Origin of the sequence: Polaribacter sp. NJDZ03 (assembly GCF_019263805.1) — a bacterium.
Taxonomy (GTDB): domain Bacteria; phylum Bacteroidota; class Bacteroidia; order Flavobacteriales; family Flavobacteriaceae; genus Polaribacter.
This window is the reverse complement of the sequence record NZ_CP079195.1, coordinates 3,159,149-3,178,885: the sequence shown is the minus strand read 5'-3', so window position 1 is coordinate 3,178,885 and position 19,737 is coordinate 3,159,149. Positions and strand designations below refer to the sequence as shown.

At 30.8% G+C, this 19,737-nt stretch carries 17 protein-coding genes; 4 read left to right on the top strand and 13 right to left on the bottom strand.

The genetic code is table 11. The annotated features are described in order from the left end of the window. On the top strand, positions 1–390 hold the full coding sequence (locus tag KV700_RS13520) for a DUF2306 domain-containing protein (protein ID WP_218598193.1): 390 nt from the start codon (positions 1–3) through the stop codon (positions 388–390). A gap of 59 nt (positions 391–449) precedes the next feature. Here KV700_RS13520 and KV700_RS13515 read toward each other — a convergent pair whose 3' ends face one another. Continuing rightward, positions 450–3,746 carry a reprolysin-like metallopeptidase gene (locus KV700_RS13515; RefSeq protein ID WP_218598192.1) on the bottom strand — a complete coding sequence of 1,099 codons (3,297 nt, stop codon included), beginning with the start codon at positions 3,744–3,746 and terminating at the stop codon, positions 450–452. Positions 3,747–3,810: 64 nt separating this feature from the next. Between KV700_RS13515 and lipB the strand changes: the two genes are divergently transcribed. Beyond that, positions 3,811–4,515, top strand: a complete 705-nt coding sequence (gene lipB / locus KV700_RS13510) for a lipoyl(octanoyl) transferase LipB (RefSeq protein WP_166387981.1) — start codon at positions 3,811–3,813, stop codon at positions 4,513–4,515. 233 nt (positions 4,516–4,748) lie between these two features. Here lipB and KV700_RS13505 read toward each other — a convergent pair whose 3' ends face one another. From KV700_RS13505 to KV700_RS13495, 3 genes are all read right to left on the bottom strand, one after another. Continuing rightward, positions 4,749–5,054 (bottom strand): GIY-YIG nuclease family protein, encoded by a 306-nt coding sequence (locus KV700_RS13505; RefSeq protein WP_166387776.1) that lies wholly within the window; start codon positions 5,052–5,054, stop codon positions 4,749–4,751. A gap of 543 nt (positions 5,055–5,597) precedes the next feature. Then, a complete protein-coding gene (locus KV700_RS13500; RefSeq protein WP_218598191.1) occupies positions 5,598–6,650 on the bottom strand; it encodes a nucleoid-associated protein in 1,053 nt (350 codons plus the stop codon). Positions 6,651–6,878: 228 nt separating this feature from the next. Next, positions 6,879–7,478 (bottom strand): ribonuclease HII, encoded by a 600-nt coding sequence (locus KV700_RS13495; protein ID WP_218598190.1) that lies wholly within the window; start codon positions 7,476–7,478, stop codon positions 6,879–6,881. 175 nt (positions 7,479–7,653) lie between these two features. On the opposite strand from KV700_RS13495, the gene KV700_RS13490 reads away from it, so the two are divergent. Further along, positions 7,654–9,624, top strand: a complete 1,971-nt coding sequence (locus KV700_RS13490; protein WP_218598189.1) for a putative porin — start codon at positions 7,654–7,656, stop codon at positions 9,622–9,624. Positions 9,625–9,945: 321 nt separating this feature from the next. Next, positions 9,946–10,200, top strand: coding sequence for a hypothetical protein (locus KV700_RS13485; protein ID WP_166387784.1), 255 nt, complete (start codon positions 9,946–9,948; stop codon positions 10,198–10,200). Here the strand turns inward: KV700_RS13485 and KV700_RS13480 are convergent. The 9 genes from KV700_RS13480 to KV700_RS13440 form a co-directional block, all read right to left on the bottom strand. Then, positions 10,157–10,618, bottom strand: a complete 462-nt coding sequence (locus KV700_RS13480; RefSeq protein WP_254712917.1) for a GNAT family N-acetyltransferase — start codon at positions 10,616–10,618, stop codon at positions 10,157–10,159. The genes KV700_RS13485 and KV700_RS13480 overlap by 44 nt on opposite strands. After that, positions 10,605–12,089, bottom strand: coding sequence for a Na+/H+ antiporter NhaC (gene nhaC / locus KV700_RS13475; RefSeq protein WP_166387786.1), 1,485 nt, complete (start codon positions 12,087–12,089; stop codon positions 10,605–10,607). The genes KV700_RS13480 and nhaC overlap by 14 nt, the downstream gene beginning before the upstream one ends. Positions 12,090–12,728: 639 nt before the next feature. Further along, positions 12,729–13,370 carry a YceI family protein gene (locus KV700_RS13470; RefSeq protein ID WP_218598188.1) on the bottom strand — a complete coding sequence of 214 codons (642 nt, stop codon included), beginning with the start codon at positions 13,368–13,370 and terminating at the stop codon, positions 12,729–12,731. 122 nt (positions 13,371–13,492) lie between these two features. Then, positions 13,493–13,945: a D-aminoacyl-tRNA deacylase gene (gene dtd, locus KV700_RS13465; protein ID WP_218598187.1), complete on the bottom strand. Its 453-nt coding sequence runs from the start codon at positions 13,943–13,945 to the stop codon at positions 13,493–13,495. 6 nt (positions 13,946–13,951) lie between these two features. Continuing rightward, positions 13,952–14,920 (bottom strand): ribosome small subunit-dependent GTPase A, encoded by a 969-nt coding sequence (rsgA, locus tag KV700_RS13460; RefSeq protein WP_218598186.1) that lies wholly within the window; start codon positions 14,918–14,920, stop codon positions 13,952–13,954. Between the two features lie 554 nt (positions 14,921–15,474). Beyond that, a complete protein-coding gene (locus KV700_RS13455) occupies positions 15,475–16,557 on the bottom strand; it encodes a bifunctional 3-deoxy-7-phosphoheptulonate synthase/chorismate mutase type II (RefSeq protein ID WP_218598185.1) in 1,083 nt (360 codons plus the stop codon). Between the two features lie 21 nt (positions 16,558–16,578). Beyond that, complete coding sequence (locus tag KV700_RS13450) at positions 16,579–17,430, bottom strand: prephenate dehydrogenase (protein ID WP_166387797.1); 852 nt, start codon at positions 17,428–17,430, stop codon at positions 16,579–16,581. Positions 17,431–17,529: 99 nt separating this feature from the next. Further along, positions 17,530–18,672 carry a pyridoxal phosphate-dependent aminotransferase gene (locus KV700_RS13445; RefSeq protein WP_218598184.1) on the bottom strand — a complete coding sequence of 381 codons (1,143 nt, stop codon included), beginning with the start codon at positions 18,670–18,672 and terminating at the stop codon, positions 17,530–17,532. Positions 18,673–18,679: 7 nt separating this feature from the next. Further along, a complete protein-coding gene (locus KV700_RS13440) occupies positions 18,680–19,504 on the bottom strand; it encodes a prephenate dehydratase (protein WP_166387801.1) in 825 nt (274 codons plus the stop codon). Positions 19,505–19,737: the final 233 nt, after the last annotated feature.

Below are 19,737 nucleotides of genomic sequence, written 5' to 3'. Positions count from 1 at the left end.
ATGGAATATAAATATTTAATGTACGCACATTTAATAACGGTTGTTCCGTGTGTCTTTATTGGAGCTTATCTTTTAGCTGTTAAAAAAGGAACTCCTTTTCATAGAGACTTAGGTAAAATATACATGCTCTTAATGATGATTACAGCAATTATTACCTTATTTATGCCTGCTTATGTTGGTCCTCAGGTTTTAAATCATTTTGGATTTATTCATTTGTTTAGTTTTTTAACACTTTACAGTATTCCTACGGCTATTATCGCCATAAAAAAGAAGCAAATTAAAAAACATAAACTAAAAATGATCTTTCTCTATGTTGGTGCTATTGTTATTGCTGGAGGTTTTACGTTTACTCCTGGTAGATATTTACACACTTTCTTTTTTGGAAGTTAGCCATAAAAAAACCACATCGTTTTTATAATGTGGTTTTAACATAGTACAAAAATATATTGTTACTCTATAAGTAGTTTTCTTGTTGTTTGTTTATTTCCATTAGTAACTTTCAACAAATATAATCCAGTAGCAGCTTTTTCAAAAAAGATTCTTTCAGAAAAATTGGTAACGGTATTATAATAGGTTTTTTCATCAATTAATCTTCCTCTAACATCAAATAACTGAACGGAAACTTTATCTGTATTTACAACTTGTAAATTAAGCGTAAACTCCCCTTTTGTTGGGTTCGGAAATAAATTAAAACCGTCAAAAGTAACTCTATCAATAGAAGCTGTATTATCTACAACAATAGTATAATCTTCTGTTTCTCCCCATTCTGTTAAATGATCTGCATTACAAGATCCATCTCCAAAACCTCCTATAGAATCATCATATTCTATAACAACTCTCATTGTTGTGCTTCCAAACTTGGCATCAGTAGGTACTGTAATCATCAAATTTTTAACTCCTATATCTGCAGACTCAGATCCTAAATCATACCTTTCCGTTGTTTTATCAAAAACAAAATCTTGATTCCAGTCTACAAATACATATACATGGTCTTGAAACCCTCCTGTATCTAATGTTACTGATATTTGATGAGCTTCTCCTCTCTTCACGTTCGTTTCTATAGCTGTAAAATCTTCATATCCATTTACAGCAGCATTACCAGAATCATTATTAATCGTGTTAAATGTTATATTGGTAATAAATTCTTTTCCATCAATATCATCAGTAAAAGTAGAAGTACAATAAGCAGGAACCAATGTCTTAAATTGAAATATATTTGAAAAATCGCCTTCTGCACAAGTATTTTTAGCTTTTACCCTCCAATAATAAGTAGTATTTACATCAAGTCCAGATAAGAAATACTCATTTAAAGTTACATTTTCGTTAATAAATAAACGTGTAAAACCGCTGTCTGTTGCTACTTGTACATTATAATTACTTGCATTTGTATCAGCACTCCAACTTAAGGCTCTACTTAAACCTACATCTACAGCATCATCTGCGGGAGAAATTAAAGTTAAAGTACCAAAACTAGAAGTAGTTACATTTAATTGAATATCTATATTTTCAGATACACTTGTAGAAGTACCTTTAACATTAATTGTATAAGGTTGTGCTATGGCACCATTTAAACCAGCTACATTCATGGTTACGTTTCCATCTACACTTAATATTGATGGACTAAAACTAACTGTACTACCAGTTGGTTGACCGCTAGCTGAAAGAGATACATTTTCTGAAAATCCGTTTATAAAATCAAAATTTAAAATATAGCTTATAGCCTTATTTCCGGTATCACAAACAGACTGGTCTCCATTTGTATTTGTCATTACAAATGTTGGCTTTGATGAGTTTATTGTAAAATTTGTTGCATTTACATTATAAAAAATATTGTCTACTGCTTCTACCATAATTCTGGCAGATGTTGTTGGATTTTCTGGAATTACAATATTTTCAGATCCATCATTTGGGGTATTTTCTTTTAAGATTACAGGATAGGTAATTCCACCATCTAAAGATAATTTTATCGTTACATTTTTACAATTTATAGGAGCAATATCTGTTGTTCCTTTATTCCAAGTTATATTTTGTGTTGTTCCTGCGTACCAAGAAACAACGGTACTTGGCGTTAAAACCGTAAAAGCTTCTGCATCTTCTACCGTTACTGTCATATTATCTCTTGCGGTACTTCCTCCTCCAAAATGATTATCTCTTACCAAAAAAGAAAAATTTAGTTTTCTTGCTACAGAAGGCAATACTTCCCAGGTGGAAGATGTACTACCAGCCAAAACAGTTTCTAATGCAGGCATATACCTTTTGGGGCTAATTGCCGATGGTAAAGACCTAAACATTGGTCCACCAGAATTCGTTTCACGTGGAGGCATTGTAGCAGATTGATTATCTGTTTGCTCCCAATTATAAGTTAAACTAGCAATACCGTCTGCATCTGTTCCAACTCCCTTTAATAAAAAGGGTGTAGATTTTGGAATACTATAATCCAAACCTGCATTTGCTGTTGGTGCACTATTATTTGTATCTGTTAACACAGCACAATTTGCAGTAGAACTGATAATATTCCACATTTCTGCAATACTAACTGCATTAAAATAATCATCACTTTGAGACTGCACGTTTGGTGCACAAATACCGGCATACCCCATTATAGTAGAAGCACTCCCTGGCTCTACAGCTGTACTATTAAATCTATTACAACTGCTATTACTTTGTGTATGGTTTGCCCCAAATTGATGCCCCATTTCATGGGCTACAAAATCAACATCATAAGCATCTCCAATTGGCTGACTTCTACCTGATAGACCACGTGCTTTTTGACCTGGAGTGCAAACCACTCCACCACCTGCTAAACCTTCTCCAACGGTGTTAAAAAGATGTCCAATATCATAATTAGCATTTCCTATTTCAGTATCACAAATAGTTTGTACTTGATTAAGCATTGTATCAGCATCAGTATCTGAAATATTATCTGTATCAGCATCTAAGAAAACCAATTTATCATTATCTCCAACCATGGTCATTCTTACAGATAAATCTCTTTCAAAAATACCATTTACTCTAGTCATGGTTGTATTCATTGCAGAAAGCACTGCCGCTTTTTTAACTTCATCTGTAGCAGCAACAGATATATTCTGATTTGTTAAATGAAATTGCGCATACTCTCCACTACAAACTAAGGCTAATCGAAAAGTTCTTAACTTTCCATCATTTGCATTTTTTAAACTTATTGTTTCTGCAACACTTCTACGTGCAAACCCTTCTACATTACATGTAAAGCTATCATTATCTGCATCTAAATCACTTCTTTTATAAACGATTAAAGATTTTTTATCTTTAGAATAAGGATCTATATATAATGTTTTTTCTACGCCAGAATACACTACTGCATGAAAACCATCTGTACCAACACTAATTTTTGCTACTGCCGTAGGATCATCTATTCCTTGAGCAGAATACGACTTTATCATTGAATATTTTTGTGCTAATTTGGTTTCAAAAATTGAAGTCTCCCGTATTATAAAGCTTGAAAAACCTCCATTAGCATTCGGTAATTGTATAGTTTTCTGTTTAGATTTAGAACTAGATTTTGATTTTAAAGCAGAATTAAAATTATTTACATCTATAGAAACCAAGCTATATGCTTTTGGAAAATTTTTCTTAGAATACATTTGATCTTCTTGAATGGTAAAACTATTTTTATCAATCTTCTTTAAAAAGGTCTGAGCATTTATCACTTCAATAGAAGAAAAGAAGATCAAAAAAATAAATAACAATAATAATTTTGTTTTCATAAACAGTAATTTATATAAAATCGGTATCAAATATAATGAAATAATTATCTTTGTAGTCGCAATGATGAACAGAAACATACTATTAAAAGACTTATCTGTAAAAGATTACAAGGAAACTTGGGACTATCAAACTGAACTATTACAAGAAATTGTTGACGTTAAAATTGATAATCGTAGAAATGAGAACAAATACCCTACAAAAAATCACTTTTTATTTGTGGAACATCCACACGTTTACACTTTAGGTAAAAGTGGAGACCTAAGTAACTTACTATTGAATGAAAGACAGTTGGCTGAAAAAGAAGCTACTTTTTATAAAATAAATCGTGGTGGAGATATTACGTATCACGGTCCTGGACAAATTGTTGGATACCCAATTCTAGATTTAGAAAATTTCTTTACAGACATTCATAAATATTTACGCTTTTTAGAAGAAGTTATTATTTTAACCATTGCAGAATATGGTATAAAAGCAGAAAGAAGTCCTGGAGAAACAGGTGTTTGGCTTGATGTTGGCACTCCGTTTGCACGTAAAATTTGCGCAATGGGAATTCGATCTTCTCGTTGGGTTACCATGCATGGTTTTGCCCTGAATGCAAATGTAAATTTGGGTTATTTTGATAATATTATTCCGTGTGGAATTAAGGGAAAAGCAGTTACCTCTATGGAAGCTGAATTAAATAGAAAAGTAGATATCGAGGAAGTAAAATCTAAAATCTTAAAGCATTTTAAAACGCTGTTTGAAGTTGAAGATTTTATTGAGGCTTAGGATTTGGCTACTCGTGCAAGATGCTGAAATAAATTCAGCATGACAAATATTGACTAATATGCTATCTCTATAAATTTGTTTCACCTTTAAAGAAATGATAAAACAAGTTCTACAGGATAAATGTTAAGTAATACCGTGTCACCCTGAATTTAGTTCAGGGTCTCAGACTTAAGATGAGATACTGAAATAAATTCAGCATGACAAAATTTGTAATTAACATTAAAATTCATAACCTATAAATCTAAAGACGCCCATAAATTATTCCAACTAGGATTACCCTCTTCTATTAAATTTATTTTCCATTGACGCCGCCAATTTTTTAACTGTTTTTCTCTAGCAATTGCATCCTCAACATATTGAAATTCTTCATAATAAACTAACATTTTCAGGTTGTACTTTGCTGTAAATTTACTTCCTTTCCCCGTAATATGTCGCTCCATTCTATCATCAATACCTCCTGTTACACCAATGTATAAAGTTCCTCGTTCTTTATTGGTGAGAATATATACCCAATAGTTGTGGTAAGTACGTGGGGCCATTATTTATAAACTTTAATTTTAGAAACTAAAGTTAATAAAAAAATGTGAGATTTTCTTAACTGAAAAGATGCTGAAACGAATTCTGTATGAAAAAATATAAAATGATGCCCTGTCACCCTGAATTTATTTCAGGGTCTAAAGGCTATTGGGTGTTGAGATGCTGAAATAAATTCAGCATGACAAAGGTTAAATGGCACATATCACTCTGAATTTATTTTAAAGTCTTAAATCATGTCGTGAGATGCTGAAACGAATTCTGTATGAAAAAATATAAAGGGATGCCTGTCACCCTGAATTTATTTCAGGGTCTAAAGGCTATTGGGTATTGAGATGCTGAAATAAATTCAGCATGACAAAGGTTAAATGGCACATATCACTCTGAATTTATTTTAGAGTCTTAAATCATGTTGTGAGATGCTGAAACGAATTCTGTATGAAAAAATATAAAGAGATGCCCTGTCACCCTGAATTTATTTCAGGGTCTAAAGGCTATTGGGTGTTGAGATGCTAAATAAATTCAGCATGACAAAGGATTCATTATTATTACTTCTCTTCGTTAAAATATACTTTATAGAATTTCATTTTCTTTTCTTCATCATACCCTCTTTCTAAATATTCTGATGCCGCTTCTGGTGCATCTACATCTAGTTTTATGTTGATGTTGGTATCTAACTTAATTTCTGTTTTAAGCTTGTTTTTCTCTTTCTTTAAAACAACTCCAGAAACATCAAAATTATTTCTAATTAACACATCGTTTAACTTTTCGAAGTGGTTTTTATACTCGTCAAATTTTTCTTTGTGTTTCTCGTCTTCAAAAACCTCATCTTTAAAAGTAGCGTAATCTACTGCTTCATTTTCTTTAAAATAATCTACTGTACTTGCTAAGAAGTTTCCTTTTTCGTGCATTCCTAATTCTGGCTGAATTACTTCTTCAGAGAATTCTTTACACATTTCTAAATAGTTCTGTGTATGAGAATTATAATCGTCTGCAAGTTTTACAGATAAGAAATTCTTTACCCAATATTGTGCATCGTAATTGTTATTATCTACAGATAATACAACGGTTCCTTCTTCGTCTGATGTGTTTAAAACCAAACATCCTTTATCTATTCTTTTTGTAGAAATTCCTTTTTGAACAACAATATCAAAACTTTCGTTATCGTCTAAATACGTTTGAAAGAAATCTACTTTATTTTCTATTTTAAAAACACCAATTGCTTCTGTTAAAACATCTTTATACTCGATACCTTCTATATAAACAACCAATACATCTCCGGTTTTTATTTGTGCCGAATTAGATTGTTCAAATAAATGGTTTACAATACTTTTAGAGTATTCTACAAAACTTTCTTCGTCTGTAAAAACTTCTGAAGCAAACTTGTTTACTTCATTTAAACGAACATCTTCATGTTTTGTAAAACGGTAACTCTGCGTTAAATTTCCGAATGGTTTTAATAAAAAACCTTTCATTAAATCGTAACTTTCTTGATCGAAACGAATTAAGTCTTCAGAAAAAACATTTTGTCCACTATTAAATTTATTGGCAACTTTATGTAAAATACATTTGGTAATTTCTGCTTTGGTTTTTCTTATCATTACTTAAAATTTTGGAGCGTAAAAATAGTTGAAGTTTTTAAATAAAAAGGAAATAATTGTATGAGATTTTTAAAAGTTAGCAAAACGACTTAGCCCTGATTGAACGGTTTTTTTGAGCTCTTTTTTACTGTCCGTTCGAGTGAATTTGTGAAGAATGAGCAAATTTGTATCGAGAACTAGCAGTAAAAAAAGCGAGTAGTGAAAGCAGGAAATAGCTTCTAAAAAAAATTACAACTTTAATTTTACCTGTTCTGGTAGCAACTTAAACGTTTTTCTATGGTATTTTGTTGCACCAAATTCTCTAATTCCGTTTCGGTGTTCTTTGGTTGGGTAGCCTTTATTTTTTGCCCAATTATACATAGGAAATTCTTTATGAATCTTTGCCATATACTCGTCTCTATACGTTTTTGCCAATACAGAAGCTGCGGCAATACTTAGGTATTTTGCATCGCCTTTTACAATGGCTTGGTGCGGAATATCTTTGTAATTTCTAAATTTATTACCGTCTACAATAATATATTGTGGCTCAATTTTAAGCATCTCAATAGATCGATGCATGCCCGTTATAGAGGCTTGCAAAACATTTATGAGATCTACTTCTTCTTGCCAAACAAAAGAAACGCCATAAGCAATGGCGTTTTTTTCTATAAAAGGACGCAATTCTTCTCTCTTTTTTTCTGATAATTGCTTGGAATCATTTAAAAAAGGATGTGTAAAATCTTTTGGTAAAATTACTGCTGCTGCCACAACTGGCCCACATAAACAGCCTCTACCAGCTTCATCTGTACCTGCTTCTAAAGAAAAACCACTATAATTTGATGCTAACATTTTACAAAGAAAAGAAAACTTTTACTTTTAGTTTCTTGTTTGTAAAGGAAAGACACTTTTTTAAAGGTTTTTAAAGTAAAACATAAAAAATATAGTTTAATTAACAGATTTCATAATAATTATTAACGATTATTTTCGTTAAATTATTTTACATTTGCCGTTGCAGAAACAATCTATGAATAAATCGTTATTTTTCTTATCAATACTTGTTCTCCTTATAACAAACACGCTATATGCTCAAGCAGATTTTCAATTGGGAAATGGTGGAAATGGTTTAGGAAGAAACCCTAAATCTCAAAATGATTCTATTAGAAATTCTGGTGAAATTTCTGTAACTTTATCTGGGAAGACAAAATATACAGACTATAAAATATTTTCTCACCAAAGAGATACTACTTATATAGACACTACCCTATCGATACAAAAGGATTATAAATTCAATTATTTAAGAACTGATAATTTTGAGTTATTGGCTTTTCATAATCAAGGACAAACTTTTACTAATTTAGGATATGATTTTAGCAATCTAAAATTAATGCCAGATATTGGTTTTACTGCAAAACAATTTAGTTATTTAGATATCGATGAAATAAAATATTACGAAGTACCAACACCAACTACAGAAATAACGTACAGAACTGGTTTGCAACAAGGGCAAATTTTAGATGCTATTTTTACTGCTAATTTTTCTCCAAGACTTAATGTTTCACTTTCGTATAAAGGTATTCGTTCTTTGGGAGCTTATAGAAGGTCTTTGGCTAGCCATGGAAATTTTAGAGGTGCTTTTCATTATAGAACAGAAGATAATCAATATGAAATTCGTGGACATATAACGTCTCAAGATTTCTTTAATGAAGAAAGTGGTGGTTTGCCTCAAGTTGAAATTGATAAGTTTGAAAGCAATGCTTCAGACTATAGAACTCGATCTTATTTAGATGTAAATTTAAACGATGCAGAAAATGATTTTGAAGGTAGAAGAGTATACTTAGACCATAGTTATAAGTTATTAGCTAATAAAGACACTATTAATAAAACAGATTTTAGCAACTTAAAAGTCGGACATATTTTTACTACAGAAACTAAAGAATATAGTTTTACACAACCTACAATAACAACAAGCTTTTTTGGGGAATCTAATAGTTCTGGCGCAAGTAATAACCAAGCTAAAAGTACCATTACAAATAATGAAATGAACTTAGAGTTTAACTCTAAATATGTACTTGGTAAATTTAAAGCCAAAGTAAATATTACCAATTATTCTTATGGTTATGACTCTATTTTAAATTCTAATAGTACCATTTCTAAAATTAAATTAGAAGGAAATGCTATTTCTGTGGGTGCAGATTGGAATGCAAAAATTAATAACTTTTATTTAAATGCTACAGGTAATCTGTCTCCAGGAAGCGGTAGATTGTCTGGGAGTTTTTTACAAGGAGAAGCATTGTTTAAAAAAGACAGTCTTTTTGCGGTAAAAGGAAGTTTGTTAATTAGTTCTAAGTCACCAAATTTTAATACCTTATTACATCAAAGTAAATATGATGATTACAACTGGTACAATGATTTTAGTTCTGTAAATACAAGAGATTTAGGATTTGACTTAAGTTCTAAATGGCTAAATGCTTCTCTAAATTTTACCAATATAGACAACTATACGTATTTTGATGAAAACAACAAACCTCAACAATTTGATAGCCAAGTTACCTATTTAAAGGTAAAAGCAAGTAAAGAGTTTAGAATTAAAAAGTTTGCTTTAGACAATACCATAATGTACCAAAACGTAAGTAGCGGAAGTTCTGTTTTTAGGGTTCCAGAACTGGTTACTAGAAACACATTATATTACCAAGATTATTGGTTTAAAGGAAAACCAATGCTGGTAAATATTGGCGCAACTTTTAATTATTTTTCTAAGTATAAAATGAATGCTTATAATCCGTTATTAGCAGAGTTTACCATACAAAACGAACAAGAAATAGGTTTTCCTTCTGTAGATGTTTTCTTTAATGCACAAGTGCGAAGAACGCGTTTGTTTTTAAAAATAGAGAATGTAACTTCTAGCTTTACAGAAAAAAATTATTACTCTGCACCTAACTATCCTTATAGAGATTTTGTAATTCGTTTTGGTTTGGTTTGGAACTGGTTTATATAGTTCCTATTCTAAATACTTACCGAAAGAAAAAATTTTAGCTCGTTTGTCTAAAAATTAATTTTATTATGATCTTGATTCTTTCATTTCTTTTAATTTTAATAGCAACAAGCCTTATTAGTTTACTGCTATTATTCAAATGGAAACATTTAGCAACTTTTATTTTACTAAATATATCAATAATCATTATTTATATTACCTTGATGTATTTTATAAATGACAATTATAATTTTGGCTTCTACTTTAGAATTCTAACCTATTTCACCCTTCAATCATCTATCATTTTTATATTTTCAATTTACAAAAATCTTAAATTAAGGATAAATGAAAAAACAGCTAAAAGATAACTGGAAACTCTTTTTAATTGCAAGTTTAACATTAGGGCTTACACCTTTTAATCCGCCCCATATTTTAGGGAAAATTCAATGGATTTTAGGTGGAAATGCTTTTTCTGGAGAACATGCCATGCAAGCTAAAGATTGGTTTGATGTTTTGCTACACGGAATTCCGTGGTTGTTTTTAATCATTTCTATTGTTATAAATCTTTTTGCATTAAAGACAAAAAACGACCTAAAATAGCACTACCTATTTGCTCTTTCACTAAAAAACCTTGCGATTTATAAAAAGGAATTGCGTTTGGGTCTGCTACTAATTCTATTGTTTTTACTTTAGAAATTGTTGCCTTGTTTAAAGCATGGGCTAATAACTTTTTCCCGATTCCTTTGCCTATAAAAAGAGGTAAAACAAATAACATCTCTAATTTAACTAGGTTTTCTTTTGCAGTGTTTAATACATAGAAACCAACAACAACTTTATCAACCATACATTTATACACTTGGCAAGTTTGTATGGTTTTAGAGGTTACGGTTAAGTCTGCACGCCAACTTTCTATCAACTCACTAGAATATCCCCAAAAAGCTTTCGATTTTAAGGCTACTTCTGTAAGAGTTTTCGCATCGGAAATAGTTGCAGCAATTATTATATTATTTTTTAACAAGTTGCTTAATTTTAATATTAAAAGCGGCAAAGATTAAAGTCATAAAAGGACTTAACCAGTTAAAGATTGCAAAGAAAAAATATTCTGACACAGAGACACCTAAAACTCCAGATTGATAAGCGCCACAAGTATTCCAAGGAATTAAAACAGACGTTACCGTACCAGAATCTTCTAAAGTTCTGCTTAAATTTTCTGGTGCTAAACCTTTGTCTTCATAAGCTTTTTTAAACATTTTACCAGGAACTACAATTGCTAAATATTGGTCTGAAGCTGTTATATTTAAAACTAAACAACTTGCAACAGTACTTGCAAATAAACCAAAAACAGAACTAGCTAAAGTTAATAAAGCTTTACTAATTCTAGCTAATGCACCAATTGCATCCATAACTCCACCAAAAACCATTGCACAAATAATTAACCAAATTGTACCTAACATACCATTCATTCCGCCAGCCGTAAATAAATCATTTAATTCTTTACTAGACGTTTCTACAGCAGAATCTACCGTTATTGCGTTCATAACTCCTTTATAAGCCGAATTAAAAGTTAAAGAATCTGCACCAGCAACGTTCATTACTATATCTGGCTGTGCAATTATAGCAACAATACCTGCTAATAAAGTACCCGCTAATAATGCTATTAAAGGTTCTGTTTTTTTTACAATTAGAACAATTACAGTAATAGGAACTATAAACAACCAAGGAGAAATATTAAAAGCGCCATCTATAGCCGCTAATTTATCTGAAATATCTGGCGTACCTGTAGTTTCTATAGAAAAACCAATAATTACAAAAATTAATAATGTTATTATAATTGTTGGTATTGTGGTTATCGACATATATTTTATATGCGTAAATAAATCTCCTCCTGCCATTGTTGGTGCAAGATTTGTTGTGTCTGATAACGGAGACATTTTATCACCAAAATAAGCCCCAGATAAAACCGCACCTGCCGTCATACCTGCAGAAATGCCTAAAGTATTACCAATACCTACTAAAGCAATACCTACTGTTGCAGAAGTTGTCCAAGAACTACCTGTTGCTACAGAAATAATTGCACAAATAACTACAGAGGCAGCTAAAAATATTGTTGGATTTAAAATTTGTAGTCCATAATAAATCATAGAAGGAATAATACCACTTATTAACCAAGTTCCTGCGAGAGCACCAACCATTAATAAAATTAATATAGCGCCAGAAGTAGATTTTAAGTTTTCTGAAACTTCTTCTATCATTTGTTTATAAGAAACCTTATTCTTAAAACCAACAAGTGCAGCAACTGCTGCCCCCATTATTAAAAGAAATTGATTACTACCACTTAAAGCATCGTCTCCATATACAAAAAATACGTTGTAAAATAACATACCAACTAAGGCAAAAACAGGAAGTAAAGCTTCCCAAATATTAAGTTCTTTATTTTCAATAATTTTTTCGTCTTCTATTTTTGTTGGTATAATATTCTTGCTCTCCATATAGTAAAAATTTTGTTTTGTAATGTTACGATATTAGAAGAAACTACGCAAATTGAATCCTTGTCTGCAACCTTTTTTAGCAAAAAAGAAAAATAAACAACTTTAATTATTTTTTATGGATATTAATACAGCTAAATTTCTTTTTATATTTTATAACATAAAAAACTCTTCTTTTTTTGAGTGATAGTAGTTCTTAAATTTTCATGTATTCGTAATATTTTTTAATTTAATTACCAAAAGCATCATAAATAGTAGCGGAAAGTTCTGTTTTTTTTAATGTCATTATCATAATGAGCAGAACTGTTAACATAACTGTTTCCTATTTTATTAAAACAGTAATTACTTCTCTTCTAAACACTGTCATTTTATCTACCTCTTCAATAATAATTTCTATACAGTGTCTCTAATAACTGTATTTTTAGCTTCTTTTAAAGCATTGGACTAGGGATTAATAAGGAAGCGTAATTTTCTTTTTGACTAAAAGTAGTAGTTATTGAAAACAGGGAAATACATAGACAAAATGAAATAAACTTTTTCATACAATCATAGGAATAGCAACCCTAAGTTAAAAAAAATAAAAAAAAAGAGGCTAAAAACATACGTTTTTAGCCTCTAAAATTGAATTTGAATTAATCTAATTTACGCTTTCGTTTTTACAACAAAAGAGAAAGTCATAATATCATCAATAAATTTATCTTTTAATCCTTCAAAGAATTTTTTAGATCCATATTTTACATTAAAATCTGCTCTATCTACATTAAAAGTTTCACTTGTAAATACGGTAACTCCATTCTCGGTAGAGATTGTTGCTGGTATTGTAATACTTTTTGTTACATCTTTAATTTGTAAATTTCCAGTAACAGCTAATTTTCCTTCAAGCTCTTCTACTTTAGTAATTACAAAACTAGAGGTTGGATATGTAGCTACATCAAAAAAGTCTTCATTACTTAAATGTCCTACTAATTTTGCATTTCCTTCATTATCCACAGGTATATCTAAACATACAATTGTAGACATATCAATTACAAACTCACCATTTGTAAGTTTACCATTTTCAACTAATAATCCTCCACTTTTTAAAGCTACTGTTCCATTATGCGCTCCACCTGGTTTTGTTCCTGCCCAATTTAAAACAGATACAGCAGTATCAACATTATTTAATTCAGCAACATTAACCTCTACTTTTACAGCTTCTTTAACTTCTACTTTTTCCTTCTTTTCTCCTTTACATGCAGTTAAAACTGATGCTACTAATACTAATGATAAAACTATTTTTTTCATTTTTAATTTGATTTAGATTGATTTTTATTTTATTTCCCATGGCAAATATACGTGATTTATTTTCCATGGAAAGTATTGTTTTAATTTTTTAATAAAATTAACATTTAACGGTTTTATAAAAGTTACTCTTTATTTTTAGAATCAATAATAATTGTAACCGGACCATCATTTACCAAAGCTACTTTCATATCTGCACCAAACTTACCTGTTCGTACTTTATTATCGATTTCTGCAGCTAATGTTTCTACAAAATTCTCATACAAAGGAATTGCAATTTCTGGTCTTGCTGCTTTAATATAACTGGGTCTATTTCCTTTTTTGGTGGACGCCTGTAATGTAAACTGACTTACAACAATTACTTCGCCATTAATATCTACGAGTGATTTATTCATCACTTCATTTTCATCATTAAAAACCCGAAGATTTGCTATTTTTCTAACCAAGAAATCAATGTCATCCTGAGTGTCTTCTGCAACAATACCTAATAATACTAAAAGTCCGGTTTTTATTTCTGCAACTTTAGCACCATCTATTGTTACACTGGCTTCTAATACTCTTTGAATTACTATTTTCATAATGTTTTACTCCTCATTATCTTCTTCATTCCAAACATCAGTTCTAAAATGTTCTTTCTCTTCATCTCCACTTAAAATTTGAAGGTAACTTTTATAACGAGACCAAGAAACACGCTCTTCTTCTAATGCTTCTTTTACAGCACATTGTGGTTCTTTTGTATGAATACAATTATTGAATTTACAGTCTTGTTTTAAAGCAAAAAACTCAGGAAAATAATCTCCTAATTCATATTTATCAATATCAACAACACCAAAACCTTTAATACCTGGTGTGTCTATTATTCTTGCATCGAAACCTAAATCGAACATTTCTGCAAAAGTAGTAGTGTGTTTACCTTGATTATGTTGGTCTGAAATTTCTTTTGTTTTTAAGTTTAGGGTTGGTTCTATTGCATTTACTAAAGTAGATTTACCAACACCAGAATGCCCAACAAACATAGATGTTTTGCCAGTCATTAGTTCTTTAATGGTATCTATGTTTATGTTTTGCGTTGCAGAAACTTCTACACAACGATACCCAATTGCTTCGTAAATATCTTTTAAATACAGAATCTCTGCTCTTTCTTCTAGTTGATAAGAATCTATCTTGTTAAAAACTAATATAGTATCTATTCTATAAGCTCTAGTTGCTACTAAAAAACGATCTATAAAAGTGGCAAATGTAGGCGGATTATTAATGGTTATCAATAAGAAAACTTGGTCTATATTAGACGCAATAATATGTATTTGCTTAGATAGGTTTACAGATTTTCTGACAATATAATTATCTCTGTCTAAAATCTTTTTGATAACACCTGTTTCTTCATCATTCTTTTTTTCTAAATCGAACACAACTTTATCACCAACCGCAATTGGGTTGGTACTTTTGATGTCTTTAATTCTGAATTTCCCTTTGATTCTACATTTGTAAAACTCTCCGTTATCAGCTTTTACTTGATACCAACTTCCTGTAGATTTATATACGATTCCTTTCATTAATACAAAGATGCTGAATTAATATTGATTTATGAAAAAATGGATTGAAATTGCCACGAATTCACCAGTTTTTGTCTTTTCTAACAACTCCTATGGTTTAATTTGTGTTAAAAAGACCTGTCTGGTCAGCAATATTGCTCACGCTCGTTTATAACGTGTATAACATTAATTTCGGTACTCGTTGCAAACGAGCACTAGCTGGGCGAATATTATCGCTATATTACTGTAGTTAAAGTACTTACCCACACTTAAAAACTAACAATTGTTGTAATTTATTGCATATTAAAATAAGACCTCACAGGTTTTAAAAACCTGTGAGGTCTTAATATACTTTTGGTAGTCTAACAAAACATCCTTTTTAAGTTTTCACCAAGCGTTAAGGATTGAGCAATTATTTGAGCTCTTTTATGTTTTTTGACAAAAAAAGTGAATGCCTTTCAACTACGCTCAAGATAAATTCTAGTCTGACCAAGCTTTTTTGCTTGGTAACGCCCAAAAAAAATACCTTCAAATTATAAAACTTGAAGGTATTTAAATAAATATATGCTTAAAAATTATCCGTTGATAATTTTTTCTTGATGTACGATAGATTCTTGGTGAATTGCTTTAAACATTTTTAAAACAAATTCTTCACTTAAACCTTTACTACTACCTTCTAAAACCATGTTTCCTAAAATCTCGTTCCAACGACGTGATTGTAAAACGGCTACGTTTTGATCTTTCTTTAATTGACCAATTTTATCGGCAACTTGCATTCTTTTACCTAATAAATCTATTAATTGATCGTCTACCACGTTAATTTGAGCTCTTAAGTTCTCTAAAGGCTCTCTGTAACTTACAGCAGTTTCAGTTTGTTTCTTCACTTTTAAGTCTACCATTATTTGCTTTAAAGCAGCAGGAGTAACTTGTTGTGCAGCATCTGACCAAGCATTTTCTGGGTCAAAGTGAGTTTCTATCATTAAACCATCAAAGTTTAAATCTAATGCAGTTTGGCAAACATCAAAAATCATGTCTCTCTTACCTGTAATATGAGATGGATCGTTGATTAATGGTAAGTCTGGAAATTTATTCTGAAACTCAATAGCTAATTGCCATTCTGGAGTATTTCTATATTTAGATTTTTCGTATGTTGAAAACCCTCTATGGATTGCTCCTAAGTTTTTGATTCCTGCAGTATATAATCTTTCGATACCACCTAACCATAAAGCTAAATCTGGATTTACTGGATTTTTTACCAATACAATTTTATCTGTACCTGCCAAAGCATCTGCAATTTCTTGCATAATAAATGGTGATACTGTAGAACGTGCACCAATCCATAATAAATCTACATCGTGCTCTAAAGCTAACTTTACATGCGCTGCATTTGCAACTTCTGTACAGGTTTTCATACCTGTTTCTTCTTTTACTTTCTTTAACCAGTGTAAACCAATTTCACCAACACCTTCAAACATTCCTGGTCTTGTTCTTGGTTTCCATATTCCTGCTCTAAAATAGCTTACATCAGAATCTTTTAGTTCGTGTGCAATTTTTAAAACCTGTTCTTCGGTTTCTGCACTACAAGGCCCTGCTATTACTAGTGGATGATTTAATTTCATATCGTCCAACCATGTTCTTAATTCTTTAGTATTCTCCATTTTTCTGCTTGTTTTGGCTTATTATTTTATGCCGTTTAAAATTTGTTTTATGTGATTTGTATTCTCCATTTCGTTAAAAATCTCAGAGAAATCATCTTTTTGCATCAACTCTTTAAACTGTTGTAAATTGTTAATGTATGCTTCTAACGTTTCTATTACGTTTTCTTTATTTTGTTTAAAAATTGGTGTCCACATTGCTGGACTACTTTTTGCCAAACGAACTGTGGAGGCAAATCCTGAACCTGCCATATCAAAAATATCGCGTTCATTTTTAGCTTTATCAATAACCGTTTTACCTAACATAAATGAACTTATGTGAGACAAGTGCGAAACATACGCAATATGCTTGTCATGAGAAACGGGGTCCATGTAACGAATACGCATTCCAATATCCATAAAAAGCTTTAATGCTTTTTCTTGAAGCTTAAAAGTTGTCTTTTCTACTTCGCAGATAATATTGGTTTTTCCAACATACAAGCCGGATATAGCTGCTGTTGGTCCAGAATTTTCTGTTCCTGCAATTGGATGACATGCTAAAAAATTTCTTCTTTTTGGATGATGTTCAACTACTTTACAAATTGCTTCTTTTGTAGATCCGGCATCAATTACCAAACCATCATCAGATATTTTATCTAAAATAGTAGGTAATAATTTTACGGTTGCATCTACCGGAATAGATACAATTACCAAGTCTGCATTTTCGATATCGTCTAAAGTTGCTTTCTTGTCTATTAGGTTTAATTCTAAAGCCTTATTTAAGGTTTCATCTTTTCTACTAATTCCGTGAATTACAACATCTGGATTGTTTTTTTTAATGTCGATAGCAAAACTACCGCCAATTAATCCAATACCAATCATGTATATATTTTTCATTTTTTCTTTTTTCAATAGATTTTAACCACGATTAATGGGTTGAAACCACGTTCAATGGGTTGAAACCACGTTCAATGGGTTGAAACCCATTGCTATTCATTAAAACCTGCTAATTGCTTCTTTTATAATATCTGTTGTTACACATAATGAAAAACGGATGTATCCTTCTCCTTGAGAACCAAAAATGGTTCCTGGTGTAATAAAAATATCGTTATCATATAAAACTCCATCTGTAACTTCTTCAGATTTTTTTCCTTCTGGTATTTTTGCCCAAACAAATAACCCTGTAGAGTTTTTATCATAAACAGCATCCAATTTATCTGCCAATTGCCAAATTAAATTTCTACGTTCTTCGTATATTTTATTTTGTGCTAAAAACCAATCATCTGATAATTGTAATGCTTCTATGGCTCCTTTTTGAATTCCGTAAAACATACCAGAATCCATATTAGATTTTACTTTTAATATTTCGTTGATGAATGTTGCGTTTCCTAAAACCATACCAACGCGCCAACCTGCCATATTAAAAGTCTTACTTAAAGAATTTAATTCTAAAGCAATGTCTTTTGCGCCTTCTACTTGTAAAATACTAATAGGCTTATCGTTTAAAATAAAGCTATACGGATTGTCATTTATAATTAAAATATGATGTTTTTTACCAAAAGCCACTAGTTTTTCAAACGTTTCTAACGTTGCATTTGTTCCTGTTGGCATGTGCGGATAATTGACCCACATAATTTTTACATCACTCAAATCTTGTGCTTCTAATGCTGTAAAATCTGGTTGCCAATTAGTTTTATCACTTAAATTATAAAACAAAGGCTCTGCTCCTACTAACTTCGTAACAGATGTATATGTTGGATACCCAGGATTAGGAATTAATACTTTATCGCCTTCGTTTAAAAAAGCCATAGAAATATGCATAATTCCTTCTTTACTGCCCATTAATGGTAAAATCTCATTTTCTGGATTAGAATCTACAGAAAATTTGTTTTTATAAAAAGTAGCTATTGCATTTCTTAATTCTGGTAAGCCCTGATACGATTGATATTTATGCGCACTTACATCACTTAAACTACCCTGAATTGCTTCTAAAACTTCTGTTGGTGGCTGCAAATCTGGAGACCCAATTCCCATATTGATAATTGGTTTTCCGGCTGCAACTAAACCTCTAACTTCTCTTAACTTTTTAGAGAAATAGTATTCTTGCACTGTATCTAATCTTTTAGCTGGTTGTATCATAACTATACTATTTTCTACCGTTTTTATAAACTCCTAAAATTTTGAATTCTTCTGCCATTATTTCTATAATCGCTTTTGCTTTTTCATACTCACTATATTCTTCAAAAGTAACATCTACAAAAAATGAATATTTCCACGGAGTTTCTATCACTGGTAAAGACTGTATTTTGGTTAAGTTCATTTTACAATCACTCAACACATTTAAAATTGCAGCCAAACTTCCTCTTTTATGATTCAACTGAAATTTTAAAGAAGCTTTATTTACTTCTTTATTAACTTCTGGTTTAGCAGTTTGTACAATTACAAAACGTGTAGAATTATCTTTTATGGTTTGAAGTTTATCTTCAAGGATTTCTAAACTAAATATTTCTGCTGCAATTTTAGGTGCAATTGCTGCAATACCAACTAAGTTTTCTTTCGAAATTCTTTTTGCAACCTCAGCAGTATCAACATCTTCCACTAGTTTTATATGTGGATATTTTTTAAAAAACTCCTTACATTGTAACAATGCCATTGGATGAGACCAAACTTCTTTAATATCTGCTATTTTCTGACCTTTTAGAGCCATTAAGTGATGATGAATATTTAAATATTCTTCATCTATTATGTGTAAATTATTATTATCAATTAAAGCATAATTAGGAATTATAGAACCCGCAATGGTATTCTCTAAAGCCATAATACCCAAATCTGCGGTATTGTCTATTAAACTAGCTACCAACTCATCAAAAGACATACATTCTTTTAATTGTATAGTGGTTCCATAAAAGTTGCGTGCAACTTTATGATGATTTGAGCCTTCTGCTCCCTGTATGGCAATAATTTTATTCATCTATTACAAATAATGTCAAAAAAAAAGCCTCGAATGAAATTCGAGACTTTATATGATATGAATGTTACTTAAAAACATGATACAAAGTCTCCTCTCTTACTAAAAAAGTAAAAGTAAAAATAGAAACGAGTAAAATAGTTATTTAACATTTGTATTCTCTTTGTTTATACTGACAAATCTAAAGATAAAATTGAAACAAACAAACTAAATAGCATTTTTTATAAAAAAAATGA

Excerpts from the sequence above, each read along its gene's own strand:
- dtd (WP_218598187.1), bottom strand. The coding sequence starts at position 13,945 with ATGAAAATAGTAATTCAAAGAGTATTAGAAGCCAGTGTAACAATAGAT.
- KV700_RS13445 (WP_218598184.1), bottom strand. The coding sequence starts at position 18,672 with ATGATACAACCAGCTAAAAGATTAGATACAGTGCAAGAATACTATTTC.
- KV700_RS13495 (WP_218598190.1), bottom strand. The coding sequence starts at position 7,478 with ATGTTAGCATCAAATTATAGTGGTTTTTCTTTAGAAGCAGGTACAGAT.
- KV700_RS13505 (WP_166387776.1), bottom strand. The coding sequence starts at position 5,054 with ATGGCCCCACGTACTTACCACAACTATTGGGTATATATTCTCACCAAT.
- KV700_RS13485 (WP_166387784.1), top strand. The coding sequence starts at position 9,946 with ATGAAAAAACAGCTAAAAGATAACTGGAAACTCTTTTTAATTGCAAGT.
- KV700_RS13470 (WP_218598188.1), bottom strand. The coding sequence starts at position 13,370 with ATGAAAAAAATAGTTTTATCATTAGTATTAGTAGCATCAGTTTTAACT.
- KV700_RS13520 (WP_218598193.1), top strand. The coding sequence starts at position 1 with ATGGAATATAAATATTTAATGTACGCACATTTAATAACGGTTGTTCCG.
- KV700_RS13440 (WP_166387801.1), bottom strand. The coding sequence starts at position 19,504 with ATGAATAAAATTATTGCCATACAGGGAGCAGAAGGCTCAAATCATCAT.
- KV700_RS13455 (WP_218598185.1), bottom strand. The coding sequence starts at position 16,557 with ATGGAGAATACTAAAGAATTAAGAACATGGTTGGACGATATGAAATTA.
- lipB (WP_166387981.1), top strand. The coding sequence starts at position 3,811 with ATGAACAGAAACATACTATTAAAAGACTTATCTGTAAAAGATTACAAG.
- KV700_RS13450 (WP_166387797.1), bottom strand. The coding sequence starts at position 17,430 with ATGAAAAATATATACATGATTGGTATTGGATTAATTGGCGGTAGTTTT.
- KV700_RS13515 (WP_218598192.1), bottom strand. The coding sequence starts at position 3,746 with ATGAAAACAAAATTATTATTGTTATTTATTTTTTTGATCTTCTTTTCT.
- KV700_RS13500 (WP_218598191.1), bottom strand. The coding sequence starts at position 6,650 with ATGATAAGAAAAACCAAAGCAGAAATTACCAAATGTATTTTACATAAA.
- nhaC (WP_166387786.1), bottom strand. The coding sequence starts at position 12,089 with ATGGAGAGCAAGAATATTATACCAACAAAAATAGAAGACGAAAAAATT.
- KV700_RS13490 (WP_218598189.1), top strand. The coding sequence starts at position 7,654 with ATGAATAAATCGTTATTTTTCTTATCAATACTTGTTCTCCTTATAACA.
- rsgA (WP_218598186.1), bottom strand. The coding sequence starts at position 14,920 with ATGAAAGGAATCGTATATAAATCTACAGGAAGTTGGTATCAAGTAAAA.